Source organism: Mesorhizobium sp. M0491 (genome assembly GCF_040321265.1).
Taxonomy (GTDB): Bacteria; Pseudomonadota; Alphaproteobacteria; order Rhizobiales; family Rhizobiaceae; genus Mesorhizobium.
The window spans coordinates 15,605-38,780 of the sequence record NZ_JAMYRE010000026.1 but is presented as its reverse complement, the minus strand read 5'-3'; the positions used below and the strand labels follow the sequence as shown (position 1 = coordinate 38,780).

Genomic DNA, 23,176 nt, shown 5'->3' with positions numbered 1-23,176 from the left:
CCATGCAGACGCATTCCTTTTCGTATTTCCCCTAGTCGTAAAGTTTCGAGCCCGGATTGCAACGTCATTTTTCAATCGTCATGCGTGTTTTCGAAGCACGCTGTCCGATTGCCCGTTTTCCATCATCCGACCCCTGGACTATCGCGGACCCTACCATTGGCATAACGCAATGTCTTTGACGATTCGACCGCATCATGCGCTCCGTTTCGAAGAAATCACCGTCAAAATTAGGCGATGAAAGGAATCCTTGCGTTTTTGGCACGATCCATTTTTTAAGCCGTCGCTTTCCGCAAGGTCAGGATCCCCATCACTTGACAACAAATCCGTGAGCGAACGGGTCGCGGTCGTCGATGAAGATGGTGTTCAGTCCGGTCATCCGCGCCCAGCCGCCGATCGAGGGGATGATGGCCGGCTTGCCGGCCACGCTGACATCCTTTTCGACTTTGCCCTTGAACAGCGAACCGATGATCGATTCATGGACGAAGCTGTCGCCGGCCTTGAGTCTGCCCTTGGCATGAAGCTGCGCCATGCGCGCCGAGGTGCCGGTGCCGCAGGGCGAGCGGTCGATCGCCTTGTCGCCGTAGAACACGGCATTGCGGGCATCCGCGCCATCCACCGTCGGCGCACCGGTCCACAGCATGTGCGACAGCCGGTTGATGCCGGGGTTTTCGGGATGGACGAAGGAATATTTGTCGTTGAGTCGCTGGCGCACCACCGGGCTCCAGGCGATGAAGTCGCCCGCCGAATAATCGGCCATGTCGCGATAGTTCTTCTGTGATTCGACGATGGCGTAGAAGTTGCCGCCATAGGCGACATCGACGGTGATTTCGCCGAGCCCAGGGCATTCGACCGTCAGCCCTTCGGCATGGAGGAAGGACGGCACATTGGTGATGCGCACCTCCTCGACATAGTCGCCGACCTGTTTGTATTCGGCGATGACAAGGCCGGCCGGCGTGTCGAGCCGAAGCACGCCCGGCGTCTTCGGCTTGATCAGTCCGTGCTCGATGGCCATCGTCACCGTACCGATGGTGCCATGACCGCACATCGGCAGGCAGCCGGAGGTTTCAATGAACAGGATGGCGATGTCGCAATCCTCGCGCGTCGGCGGATAGAGGATCGAACCGGACATCACGTCGTGGCCGCGCGGCTCGAACATCAGCCCGGTGCGTATCCAGTCATACTCGGCCAGAAAATGCGCACGCCGCTCCATCATCGTCGCGCCCTGCAGCAGCGGGCCGCCGCCAGCGACCAGCCGCACCGGATTGCCGCAGGTGTGGCCGTCTATGCAGAAGAAGGATTTCTTGGCCATGACGCTCCTCGAAAATCAAAACCCGAAAATATCAAAATCGCTGCGGACTGAAGGGGGCCAGATCGATCGGTGGAGTCTGCCCCAGGACAAGATCCCTGATCAACCGTCCGGTGGCCGCCGCCTGGGTCAGGCCGAGATGGCCATGACCGAAGGCATAGACCACCGACCGCCTTCCCGGCGCGCCGCCGATGGCGGGCAATGAATCCGGCAGCGAGGGACGGAACCCCATCCATTCGCGCCCACCCAAGGGATCGAGCCCCGGCAGGAATTTTTGCGCCTTCTGCAGCAGCGCCTTCGACCTGGCATAATTGGGCGGCCGCTCGATGCCGCCGAGTTCAACGGCGCCACCGACACGCAGGCCCGTTTCGAGCGGCGTGACGACGAAACCATGGCCGGAGAAGATCAGCATCCGCTTCACGTCGAAGGCACTCGTCGGCAACGTCGTGTTGTAGCCGCGCTCGGTCTCCAGCGGAATGCGATCGCCGAGCTGCCGCGCCAGCAGATGCGACCATGCGCCGGCGGCGACGACAAGTTGTCGCGCCTGCCTTGTGGTGCCGTCTGCCAACGTCAGCGTCGCACCATCCTGATCCGCCGCGACTTGGCTGATCCGGGCCAGCTCAAAGCGGGCGCCCTTGGCCTGCGCATAGGCCCACACCGCCTTGCCCAGCAGTTTCGGGTCGGCGACCGTCTTCCATCCCGGCACGAACGTGCCTTTGATGAAGCGCGGCGACAGCCCCGGCTGCAAGGCGGCCAGTTCCTCGCCCTCGACATGGCGGAAACCGATGCCGAAACGCTCACGCGCCGCCCAGCCGGGCAGCCCGGCCTGAAATTCGGCTTCGCTTTCATAGAGCTCGAGCGAGCCATCTTCGCGCAGCATCGACCGCGTGCCGGAGCGATCGAGCAGGCCCATCCACTCCGCTTCGGCGAGCTTCATCATGCCCGCCTGAGCAGCAAGGCTCGCCTCGTATTTTCCCGGCGCACCGGCGCGCCAGAAGCGGGTCAGCCAGGGCAGAAGCTTCGGCAGATAGGCGGGCGGAATGCTGAGCGGGCCAAGCGGATCGGCCAGCCATTTCGGCAGCTGCCGGATCATGCCCTTGTGGGCCAGCGGCAGCACGTCGGAGAAGGCGAAGGCGGCGGCATTGCCGGAGCTCGTCTCCTCGCAAATGCCGGTGCGGTCGAAGACGGTGACCCTGCGTCCGGCCTCGGCGAGAGACGCAGCGGCACAGATGCCGATGATGCCGCCACCGATGATGGCGATGTCGATTGGAACATCGCTATTCATCTTTGTACGTCACCCCTGCATGCATGTCCCAGTCTCCGCCCCGCTCGCTTCATACCAGCTCAGAACTGCGGCAGCTTCGGCCGAACCTCGAGCGCATCCTTGACGATCTTCTCGACAGCCTTGCGGCGCTCTCCAGACAGCGGCTGGCGCGGCATGCGAACGCGGTCATTTGTGTTGATCGCGAACACTTCGGCAAGCTTGATGTTTTGGACCAGGTAAGTCGAGACATCGAGATCGAGCAGCGGCCGGAACCAGCGGTAGATGGCGAGCGCCTCCTCGCGGCGGCCCTGCTTCATCAGCTGGAATATGGCGACGGTCTCGCGCGGGAAGGCTGTGACCAGTCCCGCGACCCAGCCGATGGCGCCGACCGACAGCGCCTCGAAGGCCAGATTGTCGACGCCGGTGAACAGGTCGTAGCGGGTGCCCAGGCGATTGATGATCTCGGTCGAACGACGGATGTCGTCGGAGGATTCCTTGATCGCGACAAAGCGCTTGTCCGACGCCAGCTCCTCCATCTGGTCGACGGTGACGTCGACACGGTAGGCGAGCCGGTTCGAGTAGATCATGACCGGCAGGTCGCCCGCCTCGGCGACCGCACGAAGCGCTGCAACCGTCTCTTCCGCATTGGTGTGGTAGATCGGGCTCGGCACGACCATGAGGCCGTTGGCGCCTTCCCGGCTCGCGCGCTTGGCGATGCTGGCCGCCTCGCGTGTGCCGGCCTCGTTGACGGTCAGCAGCACCGGCTTCTTGCCGGCGACCTTCTGTGCGGTCTTCAGCACCTCGATCTTCTCGTCGGGCGACAGCATCGGCCCCTCGCCGAGCGATCCGCAGACGATGATGCCGTCGCAGCCGGCCTCCATCTGCAGGCTGAAGCAGCGCTCCATCTCGGCATGATCGAGACGATCATCCGCGGTGAATTTGGTCGTGACGGCAGGAAAAACTCCGGTCCACATGATCATCTCTCCATCTGATATATCAGTGGTATATCTATTAACAAACCCGCTGTCAATGCGGATTCCGTTATGATATATTCAAGATATATCAGGAGAGCGCATTTGATATCCACGGCAGCAAGCACCGCGACGGAGCCAGCCGCGACCAGGGCCTACCATGTGCTCGAGCACATGATCGTCACGCTCGAACTGGCCCCGGCAAGCTTCGTCACCGAGGGCGCTCTGATCGACAGGCTCGGGCTTGGCAGGACACCGGTGCGCGAGGCGATCCAGCGGTTGGCCTGGGAAGGGCTGCTTGACATCAGGCCGCGCGCCGGGATCGCCATCGCCCCGCTCCATGCCGGCGACTGGCTGCGCGTCCTCGATGCACGTCGCGGCGTCGAGGTGGTGCTCGCCCGCTCGGCCGCCCGCTTCGTCACCCGCGAAGCCGCCGACTTGTTTCACGAAGCAGCGCTCGCCATGCAGAAAGCGGTGATCTCGGGCAATGTGCTTGCCTTCATCCAGGCCGACAAGGCACTCGACGAAGCGCTGGCGCTGGCTGCCGACAATCCCTTCGCCGCCCGTTTGGCCGCCCCCTTGCAGACCCACAGCCGCCGCTTCTGGTTCCGCTACAAGGCCGAAACCGGTCTTGCCGAATCCGCCGAGCACCATGTAGCGCTGATCCGCTCGATCCTTGCGGGCGACGAAGAGGCCGCGGCCAAGGACGCCAAACGCCTGATGGCGCTGTTGCGCGGCCACGCCGAGACGGCCGCCACGCGCTGAACGTCCTTTTATATCCGGTGCGCTCTCGTCGTTGGCGCTTCCTCGAAGCTCGGGTTAAGTCCCGGGCAAGGCAGCCGCCGCCATCAACGGACCGTCCCAGCCTTCGCCTGCCGTGATGACGCAGCTCTGACCATGCGTGTCGGTGGCAAGAATTGTCCAGGTGCCCTGGTCGGAGACGAATATCTCAAGAATCAGGCTCGGGTTGACCAGGCCCCGCGCCGCTTCGCTTTCGTGGAATTTTTCCCCGAGCGCTTTGATCATATCCGCACGGGCCGCGCATTGCTCTGCCATCGCCGGGGTGGCCGGAAACGCGGAAACCGCCGCGAAAAATAGCGTTGCGACAAGACGGGTCATCTGACACCTCCTTGCGCCAGACGATGTCCCCGAAGCTGTCGCCAGCGCCGTTGCTTGATCTGCCGTACCTCCTTGCGGCAGGACTGCAAACCAAGACGGCAGATGCTACTTGGTTCCATCACATTAGCGTTCAACGGATAGGGTCGCCACCGATTGCAAAAAAACGCCCGGGCGCGAGCGCCCGAGCGTTGAATCCAAACCAATTTGTTGTCCGGCTCAGTTCATCGTCGGGATGACGAATTCGGCACCGTCCTTGATGCCGGACGGCCAGCGCGAGGTCACCGTCTTGGTCTTGGTGTAGAAGCGGAACGCGTCCGGGCCATGCTGGTTGAGGTCGCCGAAGGAAGATGCCTTCCAGCCGCCGAAGGTGTAGTAGGCGATCGGCACCGGGATCGGCACGTTGATGCCGACCATGCCGACCTGGACACGGCTTGCAAAGTCGCGCGCAGCATCGCCGTCACGGGTGAAGATGGCGACGCCATTGCCCATCTCGTGATCGTTGGCGAGCTTGATCGCGCTCTCATAGGTCGGCGCGCGCACAACAGAGAGCACCGGCCCAAAGATCTCTTCCTTGTAGATGCGCATATCGGCGGTCACGTTGTCGAACAGGCAGCCACCCATATAGTAGCCGTCTTCATAACCCTGCATCGAGAAGCCGCGGCCGTCGACGACCAGCTTGGCGCCTTCCTTGACGCCGGTGTCAACATAGCCCTTAACGCGTTCCAATGCCTGCGCCGTCACCAGCGGGCCGAAATCGGCGGAAGAGTCCGTCGAAGGACCCACCTTCAGGCTTTCAACGCGCGGGATCAGTTTTTCCATCAGCCGGTTGGCGGTATCGTTGCCGACCGGGACGGCGACCGAGATCGCCATGCACCGCTCGCCGGCCGAGCCGTAGCCGGCGCCGATCAACGCATCGACGGTCTGGTCCATGTCGGCATCGGGCATGATGATCATGTGGTTCTTGGCGCCGCCGAAGCACTGCACGCGCTTGCCGGCGGCCGTGCCGCGCGAATAGATGTAATGGGCGATCGGCGTCGAGCCGACAAAGCCGATGGCCTTGATGTCGGGATCGTCGAGGATGGCGTCGACCACGTCCTTGTCGCCGTTGACGACGTTGAGGATGCCTGCCGGCAGGCCGGCTTCGAGGAACAGTTCGGCAATGCGCATCGGCACGCCGGGATCGCGCTCCGAAGGCTTCAGGATGAAGGCGTTGCCGCAGGCGATGGCCGGCGCGATCTTCCACAGCGGGATCATTGCCGGGAAGTTGAACGGCGTGATGCCGGCGACGACGCCGAGCGGCTGGCGCATCGAATAGACGTCGATGCCGGGGCCGGCGCCGTCGGTGAATTCGCCCTTCATCATATGCGGCGCGCCGATGCAGACTTCGACCACTTCGAGGCCGCGCTGGATGTCGCCCTTGGCGTCGGCGATCGTCTTGCCATGCTCACGCGCCAGGATGTCGGCCAGTTCGTCATAGTCGCGGGCGACCAGTTCGAGAAACTTCATCAGCACGCGCACGCGGCGCTGCGGGTTGGTCGCGGCCCATTTCGGCTGCGCTGCCTTGGCATTCTCGACCGCCGCGCGCAGTTCCGCCTGCGAGGCCAGCGCCACCGTGCCGCGCACGGAGCCGTCCATCGGCTGCATGACATCCTGCTTGCGGCCGCTGGTCCCGGCGACATGCTTGCCGCCGATGAAATGACCATAGTCGATCATGATTTCTCTCCCTTGTTTGTGATGCTGCATTGTCCGCCTTTGGCCGGCGGATGGCAACGCGAGTGAGAACGCAACCGTTGTGCGGAAAGTAGATAACGAGAGGCACCTGTGCATCAATTGCCGCAAATGATAGGGTGCGCCCGTCTTTACAGGATTTCTCAAGGTTGAGCTTCGTCACACCCCCCTCTGTCCTGCCGGACATCTCCCCCGCAAGGGGGGAGATCGGATGCAGCGGTCGCTTTCGCAAATCTTCAGCTCCGCAAAAGAGGCTCTGTCAGCGGAGCTGCCAATCTCCCCCCTTGCGGGGGAGATGTCCGGCAGGACAGAGGGGGGTGGGCGGGAACGCGACGCTCGTCATTAGATCGGACCATCCCCATGAACTGGGATGACGTCCGCATCTTCCTCGCCGTGGCGCGCGCCGGCCAGATCCTTGGCGCGGCCAAACGGCTGGAGCTCAACCACGCCACTGTCTCGCGCCGCATCGCCGCACTCGAGGATGCGCTGCGGACAAAGCTGTTTCGCCGGTTGACCACCGGCAGCGAGCTGACGCCTGCCGGCGAGCGCTTTCTCGACATTGCCGAGCGCATGGAAGGCGACATGATCGCCGCACGTTCGACCGTTGCCGGCGAAGGCGACGATGTCTCCGGCACGGTGCGCATCGGCGCGCCGGACGGGTTTGGTGTCGCCTTCCTGGCCAAGCGCCTTGGCGCGCTGACCGCCCTGCACCGCGAGCTGACGATCCAGTTGGTGCCGGTGCCGCGCTCCTTCTCTCTGTCGCGGCGCGAGGCCGACATCGCCATCACCGTCGAGCGGCCGACGGAGGGTCGGCTGGTGGCGGGAAAGCTGGTCGACTACTCGCTCGGCCTGTTTGCCTCCCGCGCCTATGCTGACGTGCATGGTTTGCCCCAAACCGCCGCCGAGCTTGGCCAGCACACATTGATCGGCTATGTGCCGGACCTCATCGTCAGTCCCTCGCTCGACTACGCGGCCGAATTCAGCGCCGACTGGCGCACCAGCTTCGCCATCTCCTCGGCGCTCGGCCAGGCCGAAGCGGTGCGCTCGGGCGCCGGCATCGGCATCCTGCACACATTCGTCGCCCGCTCGATGCCGGAACTTGTGTCCGTCGATGCTGTCGCGCCCATCCGCCGTGCCTACTGGCTGGTCTATCACGAATCGGTCAGGCCGCTGCGCCGCGTCCAGATCGTTGCCAGCTTCATCACCAAGGCAGTGGAGCGGGAGCGAAACCTGTTTGTCTGATGCATGTCGCCCAAAAGTGATCTCGGTTTTGGGAGAACGACATGCATAAACAAAGACGCTAAAGCGCATCGCATGAATCCTTTCAAACGCGCTGCGCTTTAGCCGTGCGCCTTTTCCTTGCCACAAAACCAGCGAGTGTGGCATCAGGCGCGCGGTCGCCGCGTAGGGAAATCTTTCAGAAAGCTGGCGCGGATAGACATGCGAGCCGTTCTTGCCATCCTGCCGCTGCTTTTCGTTTCCGCTTGCGCCAATCCGTGGACGAAGGTCCCGGAGGCCGAACTGCCCAAACCGATCCGCAACGCCATGGCGCGGCCTTCGCCTTTCGTCTTCGGCAATTATTGCGGCCCCGGCACCCGCACCGGCGATCTGTCGTTCCGGCCGGTCAACCGCCTCGATGCTGCCTGCCAGACGCATGACGCCTGTTACATCGCCCGCCACAACCATTGCGACTGCGACGGCACCCTCGTCGCCTCGGCGAAAGCGATCCGCGACGACAAGACAGCGCCGCGTAAAATGCGCGGCGAGGCCGAACTGCTGATCGCCACCTTCACCATTCCCGTCTGCAAGGTCTTCCCGCAGGGCTTCATGCCGCCGCGCGATCCGGCGCAATTGAGCGCCCTGAAGACCGGAGCGGCCGGGTGAAGGGTCACGCATCCATCGCCATCGCTCTGTTCGGGCTGGCTGTCCTTGCCGGCTGTGCCGTCGCTGGCCGCAATGCCTGCGATCTCCTGCAAGGTCAGAGCGCTTGCGCGCGACCCGCGCTCTCCGCCGAGACAGCTGGGCCGCGGATCGCCGCCGCACAGTTTTTCGGTGACGCCGGCACCAGCGACTACGAAAAGCGGTTCCTGGCGCTGCTCGCCCGCCATCAGCTTGGCGCCATGGACCGCGCCAACGGCACCGGCCCTTTCGGCCATGACCGCCATGAGATCCGCAACAGCGATTTCCAGGAGACCTACCGGACACTGCAACAACTGGCCCGGCCGGTGGCCGAAACGCATCTGCCGCCGGCCGGCGCCAATAGCGGCGAGGGCCGTTTCGACGGACGCTGGCGGGTGTCGCGGCAGACGCTCTACATCGATGCGGCAGCGCGGCCCTCAGTGCCCAGGATCTTCGATTTCTCCGGCCTGCAGGCGCGCAGCGTCGAGATCGTCCTGCGCCAGGCCGGCAAGCAACCGGCCGACATCGAAGGCGTCTGCGACGGCACGCTGGCGATCCGTGCCGGCGGCGGTTCACGCACCATCGCCACGGGCACGGCATTCCGTTTTCGCCTGACCGGCGAGGATGACACGGTCAGCCTGTTTCCAAGTGACGGTCTGAACCGCTGCACGGCAAGGATCCGCTCCAGCCTCGCCCCGGCCGGCGCGCCGCTCACCATCCGGCGCGAAGAGACCGCCGATCCGGCTCTCGCCGCCTTCGACAGCCGCTACGAGCGTTGCCCGACGCCAGACCCAACCGGCCTCGATCCGCTCAGCCGCGCCTTCTATGCCAGCCGCTGGCTCTCGCAGACCTGTGCCTTGCCGATCGGAAAGCCGCGCCTGCTGCGCAAATCGCGCGACGGCTTCAACGCCAAGGTCGAGGCGCTGATGGGAGCACCACTGTCCGACAGCGCCATCGACAAGGGCGACCCGGAACTGCCGCTCGATTTCTCCAGGGCGCCAAGGCTGAAGCTGATCTATCTGTCGTCGCTGGAGTTCAAGGCCGACTTCTCCGGTCGCATCATCGAGCGGTTGATCCGCCATCATGCAGCACTAGGCACCAAGGTCCGCATCATCGTCACCGACGTTCTGGAGCGCGACAAGGACGACGCCCTGCTGCACCGGCTGGCCGCCGAATTCCCCAATGTCGAATTGCAAGAATATCGCTGGCGGGCGGACCATGGCGCGCCGATCGACGAGCAGACCTCACAACTGCACAAGGTCCATCACGTCAAGATGCTGGCAACGCTTGCCGACGATCCCGGGCGCTCACGCGCCATCATCGGTGGCCGCAACATCCATGACGGCTTCCTGTTCCACCAGCCGATCGATCTGTCGCGCTATCCAGACCTTGAGCAATACGACAAGACCGACGGGTTTTCGCTGAACTACTATTCGAACTGGAGCGACTTCGACATCGAGTTCGCCGATCCGGCCACGGTCGAAACGCTGGCTGCGCATCTTTCGACAATGTGGCTGCGCGACGCCGACACCAATCTGGCGCGCCCCTTCTCCATTCCGGTCCGGTCCGACGGCGCCCGCCCGTCAGGCACGGCACGACACTTCATTTCGGTGCCTTACGAGGATGGTCATGCGCTGGAGGACTATTTCGTCGAGCTGGTCGACGCCGCCCGGCACCATATCCAGATCGTCAACCCCTACCTCAACCTAACGCCCAAGCTTGCCCAGGCTGTTGACCGGGCGCTCGCCCGCGGCGTCAGGATCGACATTGTCGGCCGCATCGATCTCAAGGGCGATATCGGCGGCAAGTTTCTCACCGCGCTCAACAAGCTGTTCGTCGAGAAATATGGCGACCGCATCAACATCCGCGAGTTCAAGTCGCCTGACGTGGTGCTGCATTCCAAGATCATGATGATCGACGAAAGGCTGGTCGCCATCTCGTCGGTCAATCTCAACAACCGCAGCTTCTTTCACGACTCGGAGAACGGCATGATGGTGCTCGATCCGGCCTTCTACACCAGGATGAAGCCGATCTATGACGACTATGTCGCCCACTCGAACCCGGTCGCCACCAATGTGACGATACCGTGGGCCTACCGGCTGCTGTTCGACGAGGACTGGGTCCGACAGGCGTTCTGACCTTCTACCGCAGATAGCGCTCCTGCGCGAGGTCGCGGACGTCGATGTCGGGCACCCGGCTGGAGATGATGTCGGCCAGCACCTTGCCCGAGCCGCAAGCCATGGTCCAGCCGAGCGTGCCGTGGCCGGTGTTGAGATAGAGATTGGAGAGCTCGGTGCGGCCGATCAGCGGCGGACCGTCCGGCGTCATCGGCCGCAGCCCGCACCAGAACGTCGCGTCCCGCATCGCGCCGGCGCCCGGAAAGAGATCGCCGACCGAGTGTTCCAGCGTGCGCCGCCGCGATTCGTGCAGCCTGAGGTCGAAGCCGGAAATCTCGGCCGTACCGCCAACCCGGATGCGGTCGCCGAGCCGGGTGATCGCCACCTTGTAGGTCTCGTCCATCACCGTCGACACCGGCGCCGCGGCAGCGTCCTTGATCGGCACGGTGATCGAATAACCCTTTACCGGATAGACCGGGATCGGCCGCTTCACCCGGCGCATGAAACCTGCCGAATAACTGCCCAGCGCCATCACATAGGCGTCGGCGGCCTTCCAGCCCTTGCTGGTGCTGAGATTGGCAATGCGGTTACGGCTGCGGATGACCCGCCAGATCGTCACGTCGTATTCGAACTTGACGCCGCGCGCCACGCAAAGCTCGGCCAGCCTGTCGGTGAACATCTTGCAGTCGCCGGTCTCGTCGTGCGGCAGCCTGAGGCCGCCGACGAACTTTTCGCGCACCCCGGCAAGGCCAGGCTCAGCCGCGATGCAGCCGTCCTGGTCGAGGATCTCGTAAGGCACGCCGTACTTCTTCAGCACCTCGACATCGCCGCCGGTGCCGTCGAGCTGCTTTTGCGTACGGAACAGCTGCAGCGTGCCCTGGGTACGCTCGTCATAGGCGATGCCGGTCGCTTCGCGCAGCGCCTTCAGCGTGTCGCGGCTGTATTCGGCGAGCGGCACCATGCGCGCCTTGTTGATCGCATAGCGCTCGGCCGTGCAGTTGCGCAGCATCTTGATCAGCCATGTCCACATATGCGGGTCGAAGGCCGGCCGCACCACCAGCGGGCCATGCTTCATCAGCAGCCATTTGATCGCCTTCAGCGGAATGCCGGGTCCGGCCCAGGGCGAGGCGTAGCCGGGCGAAATCTCGCCGGCATTGGCGAAGCTGGTTTCCAGCGCCGGGCCTTTCTGGCGGTCGAGAACCGTCACCTCGTGGCCGGCCTCGGCAAGGAAGTACGCCGTGGTCACTCCGATGACGCCGCCGCCCAGCACCATGATCTTCATCGTTCACTCCTTGCGGCGCGCAGCACGTCCTTGGGGACGCCTGGACGCGGCCGCATTTCCGATTTGCGCACGATCCCCGGCGAAAATCGATGCTGACTTTCGGGATCGTGCAGTGTTGCCTGTTCACGCCGCCGTGGGACCGGGGTCGTCATCCCCTGTCTGCCGCATTCCGGCCCTTTCGCCAAGGGGCCGCCAATCGGCTGCGGCGCTGTAGACGAGGGTGAGCCCATGCGGCCGTCGCGCCTCGGCCTGGGATTTCTCCCTGACGGCACGCCGCGCGGCCTCCGGCTGGTAGAGCACGGTCGCGATCAGGACCGACTCCCGCCTGCCGTCGGCCTGTTCGATCCATGCAGTCTGACCCTCTGCCATGCCGAGCATGCAAAGCCCCCGCCTTGTCATGATCGACAGGCTGGAGCCGACCGGACCGCGCACCTCGTTCTGCACCAGGGTCCGGGTCTGGGCAGGGCCGGCATCGACACGAAACACCAGCCTGCTGTTCAGCGTCACGATATCGGATCCGACCGAATCGATCGCGACGACCTCGGCTTTGGAAAGCTTGTCTTCAAGCATTGGAACAATCGGATCCGCGAAAGCCCGCCGACGCTCCAACATGATCTCGAGGACGGCGAAGTCCTTTGTCGTCAGCCGGAAATTCGCGCCTGTCATCGCCGTCTCCATGATCAGGACCCTTCCCGCCCGCAGGCCGGCGCATCGACCACTTCGATGGTCGCCGACAGTTCCCGGCCGCCACGACTGCTCCAGCGCACTGTCTGCCCGATGGTGGCGCCGATGAGCGCCGTCCCCAACGGCGTCAGCACCGAGATCCTGTTTTCACTGATGTCGGCATCGCCGGGATAGACCAGTGTGATGCGCTCCCCGCCATCGTTGCGGATTGTCACCGTCGAACCCATCCGCACCACGTTGGCCGGCATGGAAGCCGCTGCCGTGACGATGGCGCGGTCCATTTCCGAAAGCAGTTCTTCGGCCGTCTCGGGCACGCGGTCGAGCGACGCCCGCGCCAGGCCGGTCAGCCTGTGGTGGTCGGCATCGCTGACCAGAGGCCGGCTCGGTGGACGCAATCCTGTTGCATGTTGCATGGCAAACCTCGATGAGTTGGCGCATCGAACAGACGCGCGCCTGCCGCCGCACAAACGGTGGCTTGATGAAAAGCCGGCAGCCGCGAAGCTGTCTGGCTCGGGAATGATGATCAGGTAGAAATGCCCCGGTTCGGACGGACGCCAAAAGGCGGCCGCGCCGGGGCTACGATCCCGCGATCGGGCAGACCCTGAACAAGGTTCTGATATAAGCTGGGTTGCTCATGCAAGGAGCCTTGCCGACAGGCGTCCGCTTGTCAAGCGTGGCCAAACCGCTCAACCGCCGACATAGCGCCGATGGAAGCGCGAGCCGAGGCTGGTCAGAATCTCGTAGCCGATGGTGCCGGCATGGCCGGCAGCGTCGTCGACACTTTGCGAGGGACCGAGCAGTTCGACGAGATCACCCTCGCGCAGCCTGCCGGCCGGCAGGGCGGAAATGTCGAGAATGATCGAGTCCATCGACACTCGCCCGAGGAAAGGCAGGCGCACGCCCTCGAACCAGGCGGCGGACGCGGCGCGGCGCTGCCAGCCATCCGCGTAGCCGAACGAAATCGTCGCCAGCCTGAGCGGGCCTTGCGCTTGATAGGTATGGCCATAGCCGACGCCCGCGCCCTTTTCGACGCTGCGCGTCTGTGCCACCTTTGCCTGCAGCCGCACCACCGGCAGCATCGGATTGGGCTTTGCCGGCGTCGGATTGATGCCGTAGAGGGCGGCACCGGGGCGGGCGAGATCGTAGTGAAAGGATGGCCCAAGAAAGATGCCGGACGAATTGGCGAGCGAGGCTGGCGTCGCCGGCAGCATTGCGCGCAGCCGCTCGAACGCCAGCCGCTGCCGTTCATTGGCCGGATGCTCCGGCTCGTCGGCGCAAGCCAGATGACTCATCACGAACCGGATGTCGATGCCGTCGAAGGCCTGCGGATCGGCGGCAACGCGCTCCACATCCCGGGGCGCCATGCCGAGCCGCGACATGCCGCTGTCGACCTGGATCGCGGCCGGCAGTTTTCGGCCGGCGCGGCGAGCCGCCACACGCCAGGCCACCAGTTGCTCGGGGCTGTTAATGACAGCGCAAACGTCCGCTGCCACGGCGTCCGTCTCGGCACCGGACGGAACGCCGTTCAACACGAAAATGGCAGGGCCCGGACCAAGCGAGCGGCGCAGGGCGACGCCTTCGCCCAGAAGCGCAACGAAGAAGACATCGCAGCCTTCGCGCAGCAGCGCCGCCCCGACCTGGCCGGCGCCAACGCCGTAGCCGTCCGCCTTGAGCACACCAGCGCAGGCAACATCGCCCAACCGCGCTTTCAGCCGCCGGTAGTTTTCACGGATTGCACCGAGATCGATGGTGAGGATGGCCCCAGCCGCCACTTCGCTTGTGGCGGTGACCTCTTCTGGCGGCGGCTTTTGGGGGGCGTCGTTCATGGCGACCCTTCGCGTGGAGTGGATACATCAATAGGACCGCCGGGCCGGCGCGGCAACCGCGGTTGTTGTATAGCGGCTATTGCACCAGATGCCGGAACGCCGCCACCACATCCTCATAGACATGGCGCTTGAACGGCACGATCAGGTCGGGCAAATCCTGCATAGGCCGCCATGCCCATTCGTCGAACTCTGCGGTGTGGCCGCCCGGCGGCGGGTTGATCTGGATCTCGCTGGTGTCGCCGTGGAAGCGAAAGGCGAACCATTTCTGCGTCTGGCCGCGATACCGGCCCTTGAAGGCGATGCCGACGAGATGGTCCGGCAAATCATAGTTGATCCAGTCCGGCGCCTCGGCCAGCAGCGAGACGCCTCGCATGCCGGTCTCCTCATAGAGTTCGCGCTCGGCCGCCTGCAGCGGCTCCTCGCCCTTGTCGATACCGCCTTGCGGCATCTGCCAGAGCTGCGTCGTGCCGGCAAATTCGCTGTCCGGTTCGGCAATCCGGTGCCCGACCCAGACAAGGCCCTCGGCATTGAGGATCATCAGCCCGACACAGGGACGATAAGGCAGCGTTTCGCGATCAATCTTTTTAGCCATGCGTGATGGGGTCCAGCCGTTTTGAGAATTCGCTCCGGTGAGGCAGGTGGCGAGCGTTTTCGAGAACCGGAGCGGAGCGTACCTAAAGTACGTGAGCACCGGAAGCGCAGAAAACGTCGACAGATGCCCGCCGGAGTAGAATTATCAAGACGGCTGTTAGCCTTTTTGCGGGTCAATGGCCACCGCTGAAATCGGCACGATCTCGATGCCGCGCTTCTTGGCCTCGACCACCCAGGACGACACCGTATCGACCGTCAGGTCGAAGGCCGAACCGATGCCGACGGCGGTGCCTTTGGCCCGCGCGGTCGCCTCCAGACTGTCGAGCTTCTTCAGGATTTCGCCGCGATCCTGCACGGCATCGATCGCCATGTCGCCGGCGACGAAGGGCACGCCGTCCTTCAGCGCCAGGTCCGGCGCCAGGCTGCGCGCCGACGAGCCGTCATCGATATAGGCAAGGCCGCGTTTGCCGAGCTCGGCGATGAACGGCTCCATCGCCGCCGCGTCGGCGGAAAAACGGGCGCCCATATAGTTCATGACGCCGGTATAGTTGGTCGTCCGCGACAGTGCCCAGTGCAGGCTTTTCAGGTTCTCATCCGCGCTCGCCGCCACCGTCAGCGTGTTGCGGCCCGGATTTACCTTCGGATAGTCGAACGGTTCGAGCGGCACCTGCATGACGATCTCGTGGCCGCTCTGCCTGGCTGCCTGCATCCACCGGCCGATGCTGTTGCCTTGCGGCGCGAAGGCCAGCGTCACTTCCGCCGGCAGCTTGGCGATGGCCGCCTGGGTGCCGGTCTGCGAAACCGAAAGCCCGCCGATGACGATCGCCACCCGTGCGCCGCGCCCGCCCGACCAGGGCCGCGCATAGACGTCGAACGGCCGTCTGCCATCGGTGGCGCGCACCGGCAACGGCCCAGTCTCGCTGGTCTCGATCAGCGCCTTGTCGGGAATATGCGCGATCTTCAGGTTCTGGCCGATGGTCGACGGATCGCGAATGACGATCGCTGCCTTGGGCGGCCCATCGCCCTCCTCCGTCTGCACATGGATGATCTGCGGCCCGCCTGATTTGACCGGCGCCTCCGGCTTCGGTGCCGCCGGGGCCAATGCAGGCGGCGCAGGGGCAGGTTCGGCCGCCGCGGTCACTTTCGGCGTTGAAACTGCAACCTCTTGCGGCTTTCGAAACGGCTTTTCCCTGAGCGCGATCGCGCCGGAGACGCCTGCCACCGCCAGCACGGCCACGGTCGCCATGATCGCACCGCCGCTGAGCTTGCGGGCGGCGCGCGGCGGCCGGACTGCCTGTCCGAGCGGGCGTTCGATGTCCTTGCCGATGTCAGCCAAGCCTAATCCCCGGGCGCATGGCTCCGAAGGCGAAGCCGCTTCGAAAAGACATGCGCGAATTCATCAATCCCGGCGCACCCCGCGCCGTGTCTCGGGAGCATTGCCTCGCCCCCCCGAATCAAACTGCCGGAACCTTTCGGTCCCGGCAGCATCGCATTGCTTCCATCAGGCTCAAACAGAAAGATGGAGCGGCGCGTGGCCGCTCCAGATCCTTACTGGTTGAGAACCGCCTTTTGCGGATTGGGCGGGAAGGCCGGATCGGTCTTCTGGCCGCGCAGCAGCTGCTCGGCATAGATGAGCTGCAGATCGTCTTTCGGATCCGGCGGCACATAAGCTGCCGAGCCCGAACCGGTCGTGCTCTCATCGGCGCCCTTGATATGGCCCTTGAGGTCGGATTCGCCGCGCGTCAGGTCCCTGCCCTGCAGTTCCGGCGGCAGCGGCTGGTCGACCTTGATGTCGGGCGTGATGCCCTTGCCCTGGATCGACTTGCCGGACGGCGTGTAATAGAGCGCTGTCGTCAGCCTGAGCGCACCATTCTCGCCGAGCGGAATGATGGTCTGCACCGAACCCTTGCCGAAGGACTGCGTGCCGACCACCGTGACGCGGCGCAGATCCTGCAGCGCGCCGGCGACGATTTCCGATGCACTGGCCGAACCGCCATTGACCAGGACGATCATCGGCTTGCCGTTGATGTCGTCGACCTGCTTGGGCTTGGCGTCGAAGCGGGTGACGTCCTTGGGGTCGCGGCCACGCGTCGAAACGATCTCGCCGCGGTTGAGGAAGGCATCGGACACGCTCACCGCCTGGTCGAGCAGGCCACCCGGATTGAGGCGGAGATCCAGAACGTAGCCCTTCAGCTTGTCGTCGGGAATCTGCTTCTTGATGGTGTCGATGGCGTTCTCGAGGTCGTCATAGGTCTTTTCGGTGAAGGAGGTGATCTTCATGTAGCCGATGTCGTTCTCGACCCGGAACTTGACCGCCTTGACCTTGATGATGTCGCGTACGACCGTCAGTTCAATCGGCTTGTCGGCGCCCTGGCGCAGGATGGTAAGCTTGATCGGCGTGTTGACCAGGCCGCGCATCTTGTCGACCGCATCGTTGAGGGTCAGGCCGCGAACCTCTTCGCCATCGATCTTGGCAATGTAGTCGCCGGCCAGCACGCCTGCCTTGGCGGCCGGCGTGTCGTCGATCGGCGTGATCACCTTGACCAGATCATTCTCCATGGTGACTTCGATGCCGAGGCCGCCAAACTCGCCCTTGGTCTGGACGCGCATATCCTGCGCCTGCTCGGCATTCATGTAGGAGGAGTGCGGGTCAAGCGAGGCCAGCATGCCGTTGATGGCGTTCTCGACCAGCGACTTGTCGTCGGGCGGTGTCACATACTGTGCCCGCACCCGCTCGAAGATATCGCCGAAGATCGCCAGTTGCTTGTAGGTCTCCGACCCTGCAGCGTTCGCCGCCGAGCCGGGTGCGCCATAGACCAGGCTCATGGCGGACGCGCCCATCAGCGCACCGGCAAACAGAAGCGACAGTTTCCGCATTATTCACGTCCTTCCAGAAAAACGGTCCGCCCACCATGGGGCCGGATCGACGGGTTTTCCATCCTTGCGGAACTCGACATAGAGTTCCGGCGTGGCATTTCCATTCTTCGAAACCGAGGTGCTCGCCACCCGGGCCTCTCCCATCGCACCGATCGGCTCTCCTGCAAGCACTGATTGACCGGTCGCGACGCTGATTCTGCTCATCCCCGCCAAAACGACATGATAGCCGTCGCCTGCGTTCAGGATCAAGAGTTGACCATAAGACCGAAACGGCCCCGCATAAAGCACATTTCCATCCGCCGGCGCGGTGACGATGGCTCCCGATTGTGTCGCAACCATGTCGCCAAGCATCACCGCGCCGTTACCGTCATCGGCGCCGTATCGCCGTTTGATGCGGCCGGTCACCGGCAGCGCGATCTGTCCTTGCAAGGCTGAAAAGGGTGCCGCGGCGGCAAGTTGGTTGCCTTCCGGCACCGGCAGCGACGCCAATTCCGCCGGCGCAGATGCGTTGTCGCCATCCGCCGTCTTCTGCTCGGCGGCCTTGGCCGAATCGGCGGCCTTGCGGCTCTTGTCGGCCTGCGCTTCGAGCGAGGCGATCAACTCTTTCAGGCTGCCGGCCTTGGCCGCCAGCGCTTCGGATCGCTGCTTTTCCGCGGCCATTTGCGTTTGCGTGTCGGCTTCGAGCTTCTGCTTGGCCTCCAGCAGCATGCCGAGCCGCTTCTTTTCCGCCGTCTGGTCGCCGACCGCCGCCGTCAGCCGCGCCCGTTCGGCCTCGATCGACGCCGTAATCCTGGTTTGTTCCTTGAGATCGGCAAGCAGGCTATCGGTCTGTTGGCGCAGTTCGGGCACCACCGCGCCGAGGAGGATGGCGCTGCGCACCGACGACAGCGCGTCCTCAGGCTTAACCAGGATCGCCGGCGGCGGGTTGAGGCCCATGCGCTGCAACGCGCCCAGCACTTCGGCCAAAACGTCGCGCCGCGCCATCAGCGAGGCGCGGATCTTCTGTTCCTGGCCCTTCAATCCTTCCAGCCGGGCGCCGATGTCCTCGATGTCCTGGCCGAGCTTCTGCTCGGTCATCGCCGACTGGATCAATGCGGCGGTGATCGAGGCGTGATCCCTCTTGATCGTCGCGATATCGGCGGAGAGTTTGGCCAATCGTTCCGACGACAGCGTGATCTCCTTCGAGACCCGTTCATATTCGGCCCGGCTCTGATCCGGATCGGGAGCCATGTCGAGCGTGTTTTCCGCCCGCCCCGCATGCAGCGACAGCACAAGTACCGCCGCCGCGATGCCGCAGCGCGCGCGCCAGGAGCCCGTTCTTGATTTGCTGTCTTCAGACATTGAAGCCCGACTCTATGCGTGGCGTCGTTAACGAACAATCAACCATGTTCGAAACCGCCCACTCGATGCAATCTTGCCTCGGCATTGGGGCGGAAATCCGGGTGTGTCGCACCAATTCACCGGTTTACGAGCGATGGTAGGGATGTCCCGAAAGGATGGTGGCCACACGATAAAGCTGCTCTCCCAGCATCACGCGCACCAGTTGATGCGGCCATGTCAGCAATCCGAACGACATCACTAGTTCGGCCTGGTCGCGCAGCGACTGATCGTGGCCGTCGGCGCCGCCGATGGCGATGACCAACGCCTTGCGGCCACCGTCACGCAACAGGCCGAGGCGCCCGGCGAAATCTTCCGAGGAAAAGCTTTTGCCGCGTTCGTCAAGGAGGATCAAAGCGGTTCCGGGCTGCAACTGCGTCTGCAGTTTCTGGCCTTCCTCACGCCGCCGCTCGTTGGCGGTCTGGCCGCGCCCCTCGGCAATCTCGGCAATGCCGCCAAATTCAAGCCCCACTACCGGGCCGCTCTTGGCGAAACGCTCGAAATAGCGGTCGGCCAGCAGCTTTTCGGGGCCGGCTTTCATCCGGCCCACGGCATGAACTGATATCTTCATCCTCGCCTTGTAAGCCGCGCGAACGACTTAGTGGAGCGTTTCTTCCTCGAGGTCCGGCGCCTGCCACATCTTTTCGAGATTGTAGAATTCGCGGACTTCGGGGCGGAAGACATGGACGATGATGTCGCCAGAATCGATCAGGACCCAGTCGGCGCCGGATAGCCCCTCGACGCGCGCGGTGCCGAGACCGGCATCCTTGATCGCTTTGAGAAGATGATCGGCGACAGCCGCGACATGACGGTGCGATCGGCCCGAAGCGACGACCATGTAGTCGCCGAGGCTCGATTTCCCCTGGATGTCGATGGAGACAATGTTTTCGGCCTTGGAGTCTTCCAGACTGGCAAGGACTGTCTTGATGGCGCGGGACACGGCGTCGTCTACGCTGATCCTGGCCGGCGAAGGCATGATATCGGCCTTCTTCCGCAGTGCTGTTCTCAGTGTATTTCCTTTCGCAGCAAGAACAACCAAATCACCCCTTGAAGCAGGTGACACCACTTAGATAGGCAGAGTTCCCTGACAGTTTCAAGACGGGACCCTGCCTCGCACGAACGTATTGTCGCTCTTGTGGTTCCGCCGCACGCCGGAAAAGATCGGAACCCTCACCGCCCGCATGGGTTATCGGCTCACCGACCAACCGGATTTCCCCCATGCCGATCGACCCGCAAAACGCTTTTCTCAGCGTCCAGGCTGGCCTCGCCCAACTGAGCACGCTGATTGTTTCGTACTCCTTCTCGGCCATCGGTGCCGTCATCCTCTTGATTGTCGGCTACATCGTCGCCGGTCTTGCCGAACGTTCGATCTTCGCTGGTCTCGGCCATATCCATGGTTTCGACGCGACGTTGCGGCATTTCTTCTCGAAGATCGTCCGCTACGCCATCCTGATCCTCGTCACCATCATGGTGCTCGGCCAGTTCGGCGTGCAGACGGCCTCGATCATTGCCGCGATCGGTGCCATTGGCCTCGCCATCGGCCTGGCGTTGCAGGGCACGCTGCAAAACATCGCCGCCGGCATCATGCTTCTGGCGCTGCGGCCGTTCCGCATCGGCGAATCCGTCGAGGTCGGTTCGATCGCCGGTACGATCGAGGAGATCGGCCTGTTCGCGACCAAGCTCAGGACGGCCGACGGGGTCTACATATTGGCGCCGAACTCGACGCTGTGGAACCAGCCGGTGCGCAACTTTTCGCGCAACGGCGTACGCCGCAGCGACATCATACTCAGCATCGGCTCCTGGAACGACATCGACAGGGCGCAGAAAGCCTTGCTTGCCATTGCCGCGGCCGAACGGCGAGTGAAACGTGAGCCGGCACCGATCGCTTTCGTCTCGACATTGGGCGACAGCACTGTTTCGATTGCCCTGCGCTATTGGACATCGTCGGCGGACTTCTTCGCCACCCAGACCGATCTCACCAAGCGCGCCAAACAGGAGTTCGATAGCGAAGGCATATCGATCCCGCTGCCGCCGCCGGAAGCGCCCCAACCGGAAGCCCGTCGACAATAGTCGGTTGGCTCAGTGCCGGCCCTCATCGTCCGGTGCGAAGGCAAGTTCGACCGGCAACGGCGCCTGCGCCGTCATCGGTGCGAAGCTGCCGGTTTCACCGACCGGGACCGCACGCGTCGTGAACACGCGCAAAAGCACGAACAGGCAGAAGGCTGCGGCGATGAGAACAGCCACATAGATGAAAGCCTGCGTTCCGAAGACGGCTGAAAGCGCCGTCACGATGCCGGGCACGACGAAACCCGACAGCGACCAGGCAAACAAAAGCGAACTGGACAGCGCCACCATGTCGTCCTTGCCGGCGCGGTCGGCGGCATGTGCGCTGGCCAGCGAATAGATCGATTCCGAGGCGCCGTCCCACACGATATAGATCACAACCAACGCGGCCAACGCGCCGCCATCGAACCCGAGCGCAAACAGGCCGGCAACCATGGCGAGCGCGGATGCGGCGATCAGCACATAGCGGCGGTCGGTTCGGTCGGAAATCCAGCCAAGCGGGATCTGCAGGATCAGCGTGCCGAGAGGCATGGCCGAAAGCAGCAGCGCCACATCGGCCTGGCTGTAGCCCTTGGCCGTGGCGTGGATCGGCGCGAAGCCCGCAATCGACATCGACAGGCCGCCGACCGCAAGCATGCCGGCGACGCCGACCGGTGAAACCCGCCAGGCACGGCGCAGCGCCACCGAGGCCGCCTGCGGTGCCGGCGGCTGGGCAAGTTTGGTCATCCCGACAGGGAGGATCGATAGCGCGGTGAAGACGATGCCGATCAGCGGCGCATCCGCTGTCCTGATATCGACCAGCGCCAGCGTCGCGTAGCCGACGCCGAGCCCGGCGACATAGGCAACGTAGAAGAAAGCCATCACCCGGCCGCGGATGGCGTTGGCAACGGCATCGTTGAGCCAGCTCTGCGCGACGATGAACAGGCCGCAGATGGCAAAGCCGTAGAGCGCGCGGGCGGCTATCCACAGCAGCGGATGGACCCCGGCGCCGACCGCGGCGTTGGCCAGCGCAATCAGCGCCGACAACACCATGAAGGCACGGGCATGGCCGACCCTTCGCACCAGCGGTCCGGTCAGGATGCAGCCCGCCAGCCCGCCGGCCGAAAGTCCGGTGATGATCAGCCCGGCCCAGGTCGGATCGAAACCCTCGGCGCCGAGCCGAACCGGGATATAGGCAAACATCAGCCCGTTGCCGACGGCAATCAGTGCCATCGACACGATGACGCTGGCAATCGCGATCAGCGGCGTGGGCTCGGCGCCCTGCTCGGCTTCGCTGCGGGTTTTCCTGGGAATCGACATGCCTGCTCAGGATTGCCCATGAAACGGGCAAAGGGAGCGATAAAAGCGACATGGCCGGGCGGTCGGGCTCACCCCTTCGCCAGCTTGCGGATCGCGCTCGATGACAGCGACGAGCGCGGGCCGTGGATGAAGGTCCAGGCCGGTGCCTTCATGCGGGCAAGCCGCGGCGCATCGCCCTCGTCGATGCGGGCATAGTCGAAGGTCTTGGCGACGACCGAGGACAGGAACGACAGCGTCGCGCCAGGGCGGTCGATGACGGCGATCGGGAAGGTCATGACGATCTCGCGCCAGCGCTGCCAGCGGTGAAAATCGCGCAAACTATCCGCACCCATGATCCAGACGAAGTCGACACCGGGATTGCGCGCCTTGACCAGCGCCAGCGTGTCGGCGGTGTAGCGGACGTGATGCGCCGCCTCGAAGGCGGTGACCTTGATCTTCGGGTTCTTGGCGATCTGCTCGGACAGCTGCAGCCGCTCGCCCAGCGGCGCCAACTCCCTGGTGTTCTTCAGCGGATTGCCCGGCGTCACCATCCACCACAGCTGGTCGAGCGCCAGGCGCCGCAGTGCAATCTCGGCGACCAGCGCGTGGCCGGCATGCGGCGGATTGAACGAGCCGCCGAACAGGCCGACGGCGAGGCCTTTCTCGGCATGCGGCATTTTGAGATAATGGGAGGGAACGGGGGGGTGGGAAGGGGATAGCATCGCGCTAGGCACCCCCCTCTGCCCTGCCGGCCATCTCCCCCGCAAGGGGGGAGATCAGCAGTTTCGGCGAA

General features: G+C 64.0%; 22 protein-coding genes. 5 read left to right on the top strand and 17 right to left on the bottom strand.

The annotated features are described in order from the left end of the window. Nucleotides 1-307: 307 nt before the first annotated feature. Genes NKI69_RS27905 through NKI69_RS27895 form a run of 3 tightly spaced genes read right to left on the bottom strand, consistent with a single transcriptional unit; the run spans nt 308 to nt 3,544 of the window. On the bottom strand, nt 308-1,309 hold the full coding sequence (locus NKI69_RS27905) for a 4-hydroxyproline epimerase (RefSeq protein ID WP_352722975.1): 1,002 nt from the start codon (nt 1,307-1,309) through the stop codon (nt 308-310). 31 nt (nt 1,310-1,340) lie between these two features. Continuing rightward, nucleotides 1,341-2,591: an NAD(P)/FAD-dependent oxidoreductase gene (locus tag NKI69_RS27900; RefSeq protein ID WP_352722974.1), complete on the bottom strand. Its 1,251-nt coding sequence runs from the start codon at nt 2,589-2,591 to the stop codon at nt 1,341-1,343. A gap of 59 nt (nt 2,592-2,650) precedes the next feature. Next, a complete protein-coding gene (locus NKI69_RS27895) occupies nt 2,651-3,544 on the bottom strand; it encodes a dihydrodipicolinate synthase family protein (RefSeq protein WP_352722973.1) in 894 nt (297 codons plus the stop codon). A 69-nt stretch (nt 3,545-3,613) separates the two neighbouring features. On the opposite strand from NKI69_RS27895, the gene NKI69_RS27890 reads away from it, so the two are divergent. Next, nucleotides 3,614-4,306, top strand: a complete 693-nt coding sequence (locus tag NKI69_RS27890; protein WP_352722972.1) for a GntR family transcriptional regulator — start codon at nt 3,614-3,616, stop codon at nt 4,304-4,306. 54 nt (nt 4,307-4,360) lie between these two features. Here NKI69_RS27890 and NKI69_RS27885 read toward each other — a convergent pair whose 3' ends face one another. Together NKI69_RS27885 and NKI69_RS27880 are read right to left on the bottom strand one after the other, a co-directional pair. Continuing rightward, complete coding sequence (locus tag NKI69_RS27885; RefSeq protein ID WP_352722971.1) at nt 4,361-4,660, bottom strand: hypothetical protein; 300 nt, start codon at nt 4,658-4,660, stop codon at nt 4,361-4,363. Nucleotides 4,661-4,876: 216 nt separating this feature from the next. Further along, nucleotides 4,877-6,373: a CoA-acylating methylmalonate-semialdehyde dehydrogenase gene (locus tag NKI69_RS27880; protein WP_023811796.1), complete on the bottom strand. Its 1,497-nt coding sequence runs from the start codon at nt 6,371-6,373 to the stop codon at nt 4,877-4,879. A 375-nt stretch (nt 6,374-6,748) separates the two neighbouring features. On the opposite strand from NKI69_RS27880, the gene NKI69_RS27875 reads away from it, so the two are divergent. The 3 genes from NKI69_RS27875 (at nt 6,749) to NKI69_RS27865 (ending at nt 10,425) form a co-directional block, all read left to right on the top strand. Then, the gene (locus NKI69_RS27875) at nt 6,749-7,630 is read left to right on the top strand and encodes a LysR family transcriptional regulator (RefSeq protein ID WP_023811795.1); all 882 of its coding nucleotides are present in this window, start codon (nt 6,749-6,751) and stop codon (nt 7,628-7,630) included. Nucleotides 7,631-7,828: 198 nt separating this feature from the next. Next, entirely contained in the window at nt 7,829-8,272 is a 444-nt protein-coding gene (locus NKI69_RS27870; protein ID WP_352722970.1) for a phospholipase A2 family protein, read from the top strand. Beyond that, nucleotides 8,269-10,425, top strand: coding sequence for a phospholipase D-like domain-containing protein (locus NKI69_RS27865; protein WP_352722969.1), 2,157 nt, complete (start codon nt 8,269-8,271; stop codon nt 10,423-10,425). Before NKI69_RS27870 ends, NKI69_RS27865 begins: the two co-directional genes overlap by 4 nt. 4 nt (nt 10,426-10,429) lie before the next feature. Here the strand turns inward: NKI69_RS27865 and NKI69_RS27860 are convergent, their stop codons facing one another. The 10 genes from NKI69_RS27860 to rsfS form a co-directional block, all read right to left on the bottom strand. Then, nucleotides 10,430-11,686 (bottom strand): D-amino acid dehydrogenase, encoded by a 1,257-nt coding sequence (locus NKI69_RS27860; RefSeq protein ID WP_023811792.1) that lies wholly within the window; start codon nt 11,684-11,686, stop codon nt 10,430-10,432. 123 nt (nt 11,687-11,809) lie between these two features. Continuing rightward, a complete protein-coding gene (locus tag NKI69_RS27855) occupies nt 11,810-12,364 on the bottom strand; it encodes a GreA/GreB family elongation factor (RefSeq protein WP_081734873.1) in 555 nt (184 codons plus the stop codon). Nucleotides 12,365-12,366: 2 nt separating this feature from the next. Further along, complete coding sequence (gene rnk, locus NKI69_RS27850; protein WP_023811790.1) at nt 12,367-12,783, bottom strand: nucleoside diphosphate kinase regulator; 417 nt, start codon at nt 12,781-12,783, stop codon at nt 12,367-12,369. 273 nt (nt 12,784-13,056) lie between these two features. Continuing rightward, entirely contained in the window at nt 13,057-14,196 is a 1,140-nt protein-coding gene (gene alr / locus NKI69_RS27845) for an alanine racemase (protein WP_352722968.1), read from the bottom strand. Nucleotides 14,197-14,272: 76 nt separating this feature from the next. Then, the gene (locus tag NKI69_RS27840; protein ID WP_023811788.1) at nt 14,273-14,788 is read right to left on the bottom strand and encodes an RNA pyrophosphohydrolase; all 516 of its coding nucleotides are present in this window, start codon (nt 14,786-14,788) and stop codon (nt 14,273-14,275) included. 156 nt (nt 14,789-14,944) lie between these two features. Further along, on the bottom strand, nt 14,945-16,123 hold the full coding sequence (locus tag NKI69_RS27835; protein WP_023811787.1) for a divergent polysaccharide deacetylase family protein: 1,179 nt from the start codon (nt 16,121-16,123) through the stop codon (nt 14,945-14,947). Nucleotides 16,124-16,335: 212 nt separating this feature from the next. Then, a complete protein-coding gene (locus tag NKI69_RS27830) occupies nt 16,336-17,667 on the bottom strand; it encodes a S41 family peptidase (RefSeq protein WP_023811786.1) in 1,332 nt (443 codons plus the stop codon). Continuing rightward, a complete protein-coding gene (locus NKI69_RS27825; RefSeq protein ID WP_023811785.1) occupies nt 17,668-19,005 on the bottom strand; it encodes a murein hydrolase activator EnvC family protein in 1,338 nt (445 codons plus the stop codon). Nucleotides 19,006-19,129: 124 nt separating this feature from the next. After that, the gene (gene rlmH, locus NKI69_RS27820) at nt 19,130-19,612 is read right to left on the bottom strand and encodes a 23S rRNA (pseudouridine(1915)-N(3))-methyltransferase RlmH (protein ID WP_023811784.1); all 483 of its coding nucleotides are present in this window, start codon (nt 19,610-19,612) and stop codon (nt 19,130-19,132) included. Between the two features lie 27 nt (nt 19,613-19,639). Continuing rightward, nucleotides 19,640-20,017, bottom strand: coding sequence for a ribosome silencing factor (rsfS, locus tag NKI69_RS27815; protein WP_013529073.1), 378 nt, complete (start codon nt 20,015-20,017; stop codon nt 19,640-19,642). A 242-nt stretch (nt 20,018-20,259) separates the two neighbouring features. On the opposite strand from rsfS, the gene NKI69_RS27810 reads away from it, so the two are divergent. After that, nucleotides 20,260-21,111, top strand: a complete 852-nt coding sequence (locus NKI69_RS27810; RefSeq protein ID WP_352440995.1) for a mechanosensitive ion channel family protein — start codon at nt 20,260-20,262, stop codon at nt 21,109-21,111. Nucleotides 21,112-21,120: 9 nt separating this feature from the next. Here NKI69_RS27810 and NKI69_RS27805 read toward each other — a convergent pair whose 3' ends face one another. Together NKI69_RS27805 and NKI69_RS27800 are read right to left on the bottom strand one after the other, a co-directional pair. Beyond that, a complete protein-coding gene (locus NKI69_RS27805) occupies nt 21,121-22,404 on the bottom strand; it encodes an MFS transporter (RefSeq protein WP_352440996.1) in 1,284 nt (427 codons plus the stop codon). Between the two features lie 68 nt (nt 22,405-22,472). Beyond that, entirely contained in the window at nt 22,473-23,105 is a 633-nt protein-coding gene (locus NKI69_RS27800; RefSeq protein WP_352440997.1) for a nicotinate-nucleotide adenylyltransferase, read from the bottom strand. Nucleotides 23,106-23,176: the final 71 nt, after the last annotated feature.

What these genes read in the sequence shown, in the direction of transcription:
- rsfS (WP_013529073.1), bottom strand. Translation starts at nt 20,017, where the DNA reads ATGCCTTCGCCGGCCAGGATCAGCGTAGACGACGCCGTGTCCCGCGCC.
- NKI69_RS27805 (WP_352440996.1), bottom strand. Translation starts at nt 22,404, where the DNA reads ATGTCGATTCCCAGGAAAACCCGCAGCGAAGCCGAGCAGGGCGCCGAG.
- NKI69_RS27810 (WP_352440995.1), top strand. Translation starts at nt 20,260, where the DNA reads ATGCCGATCGACCCGCAAAACGCTTTTCTCAGCGTCCAGGCTGGCCTC.
- NKI69_RS27895 (WP_352722973.1), bottom strand. Translation starts at nt 3,544, where the DNA reads ATGTGGACCGGAGTTTTTCCTGCCGTCACGACCAAATTCACCGCGGAT.
- rnk (WP_023811790.1), bottom strand. Translation starts at nt 12,783, where the DNA reads ATGCAACATGCAACAGGATTGCGTCCACCGAGCCGGCCTCTGGTCAGC.
- rlmH (WP_023811784.1), bottom strand. Translation starts at nt 19,612, where the DNA reads ATGAAGATATCAGTTCATGCCGTGGGCCGGATGAAAGCCGGCCCCGAA.
- NKI69_RS27905 (WP_352722975.1), bottom strand. Translation starts at nt 1,309, where the DNA reads ATGGCCAAGAAATCCTTCTTCTGCATAGACGGCCACACCTGCGGCAAT.
- alr (WP_352722968.1), bottom strand. Translation starts at nt 14,196, where the DNA reads ATGAACGACGCCCCCCAAAAGCCGCCGCCAGAAGAGGTCACCGCCACA.
- NKI69_RS27825 (WP_023811785.1), bottom strand. Translation starts at nt 19,005, where the DNA reads ATGTCTGAAGACAGCAAATCAAGAACGGGCTCCTGGCGCGCGCGCTGC.
- NKI69_RS27860 (WP_023811792.1), bottom strand. Translation starts at nt 11,686, where the DNA reads ATGAAGATCATGGTGCTGGGCGGCGGCGTCATCGGAGTGACCACGGCG.
- NKI69_RS27880 (WP_023811796.1), bottom strand. Translation starts at nt 6,373, where the DNA reads ATGATCGACTATGGTCATTTCATCGGCGGCAAGCATGTCGCCGGGACC.
- NKI69_RS27800 (WP_352440997.1), bottom strand. Translation starts at nt 23,105, where the DNA reads ATGCTATCCCCTTCCCACCCCCCCGTTCCCTCCCATTATCTCAAAATG.
- NKI69_RS27840 (WP_023811788.1), bottom strand. Translation starts at nt 14,788, where the DNA reads ATGGCTAAAAAGATTGATCGCGAAACGCTGCCTTATCGTCCCTGTGTC.
- NKI69_RS27855 (WP_081734873.1), bottom strand. Translation starts at nt 12,364, where the DNA reads ATGGAGACGGCGATGACAGGCGCGAATTTCCGGCTGACGACAAAGGAC.
- NKI69_RS27900 (WP_352722974.1), bottom strand. Translation starts at nt 2,591, where the DNA reads ATGAATAGCGATGTTCCAATCGACATCGCCATCATCGGTGGCGGCATC.
- NKI69_RS27870 (WP_352722970.1), top strand. Translation starts at nt 7,829, where the DNA reads ATGCGAGCCGTTCTTGCCATCCTGCCGCTGCTTTTCGTTTCCGCTTGC.
- NKI69_RS27890 (WP_352722972.1), top strand. Translation starts at nt 3,614, where the DNA reads ATGATATATTCAAGATATATCAGGAGAGCGCATTTGATATCCACGGCA.
- NKI69_RS27875 (WP_023811795.1), top strand. Translation starts at nt 6,749, where the DNA reads ATGAACTGGGATGACGTCCGCATCTTCCTCGCCGTGGCGCGCGCCGGC.
- NKI69_RS27885 (WP_352722971.1), bottom strand. Translation starts at nt 4,660, where the DNA reads ATGACCCGTCTTGTCGCAACGCTATTTTTCGCGGCGGTTTCCGCGTTT.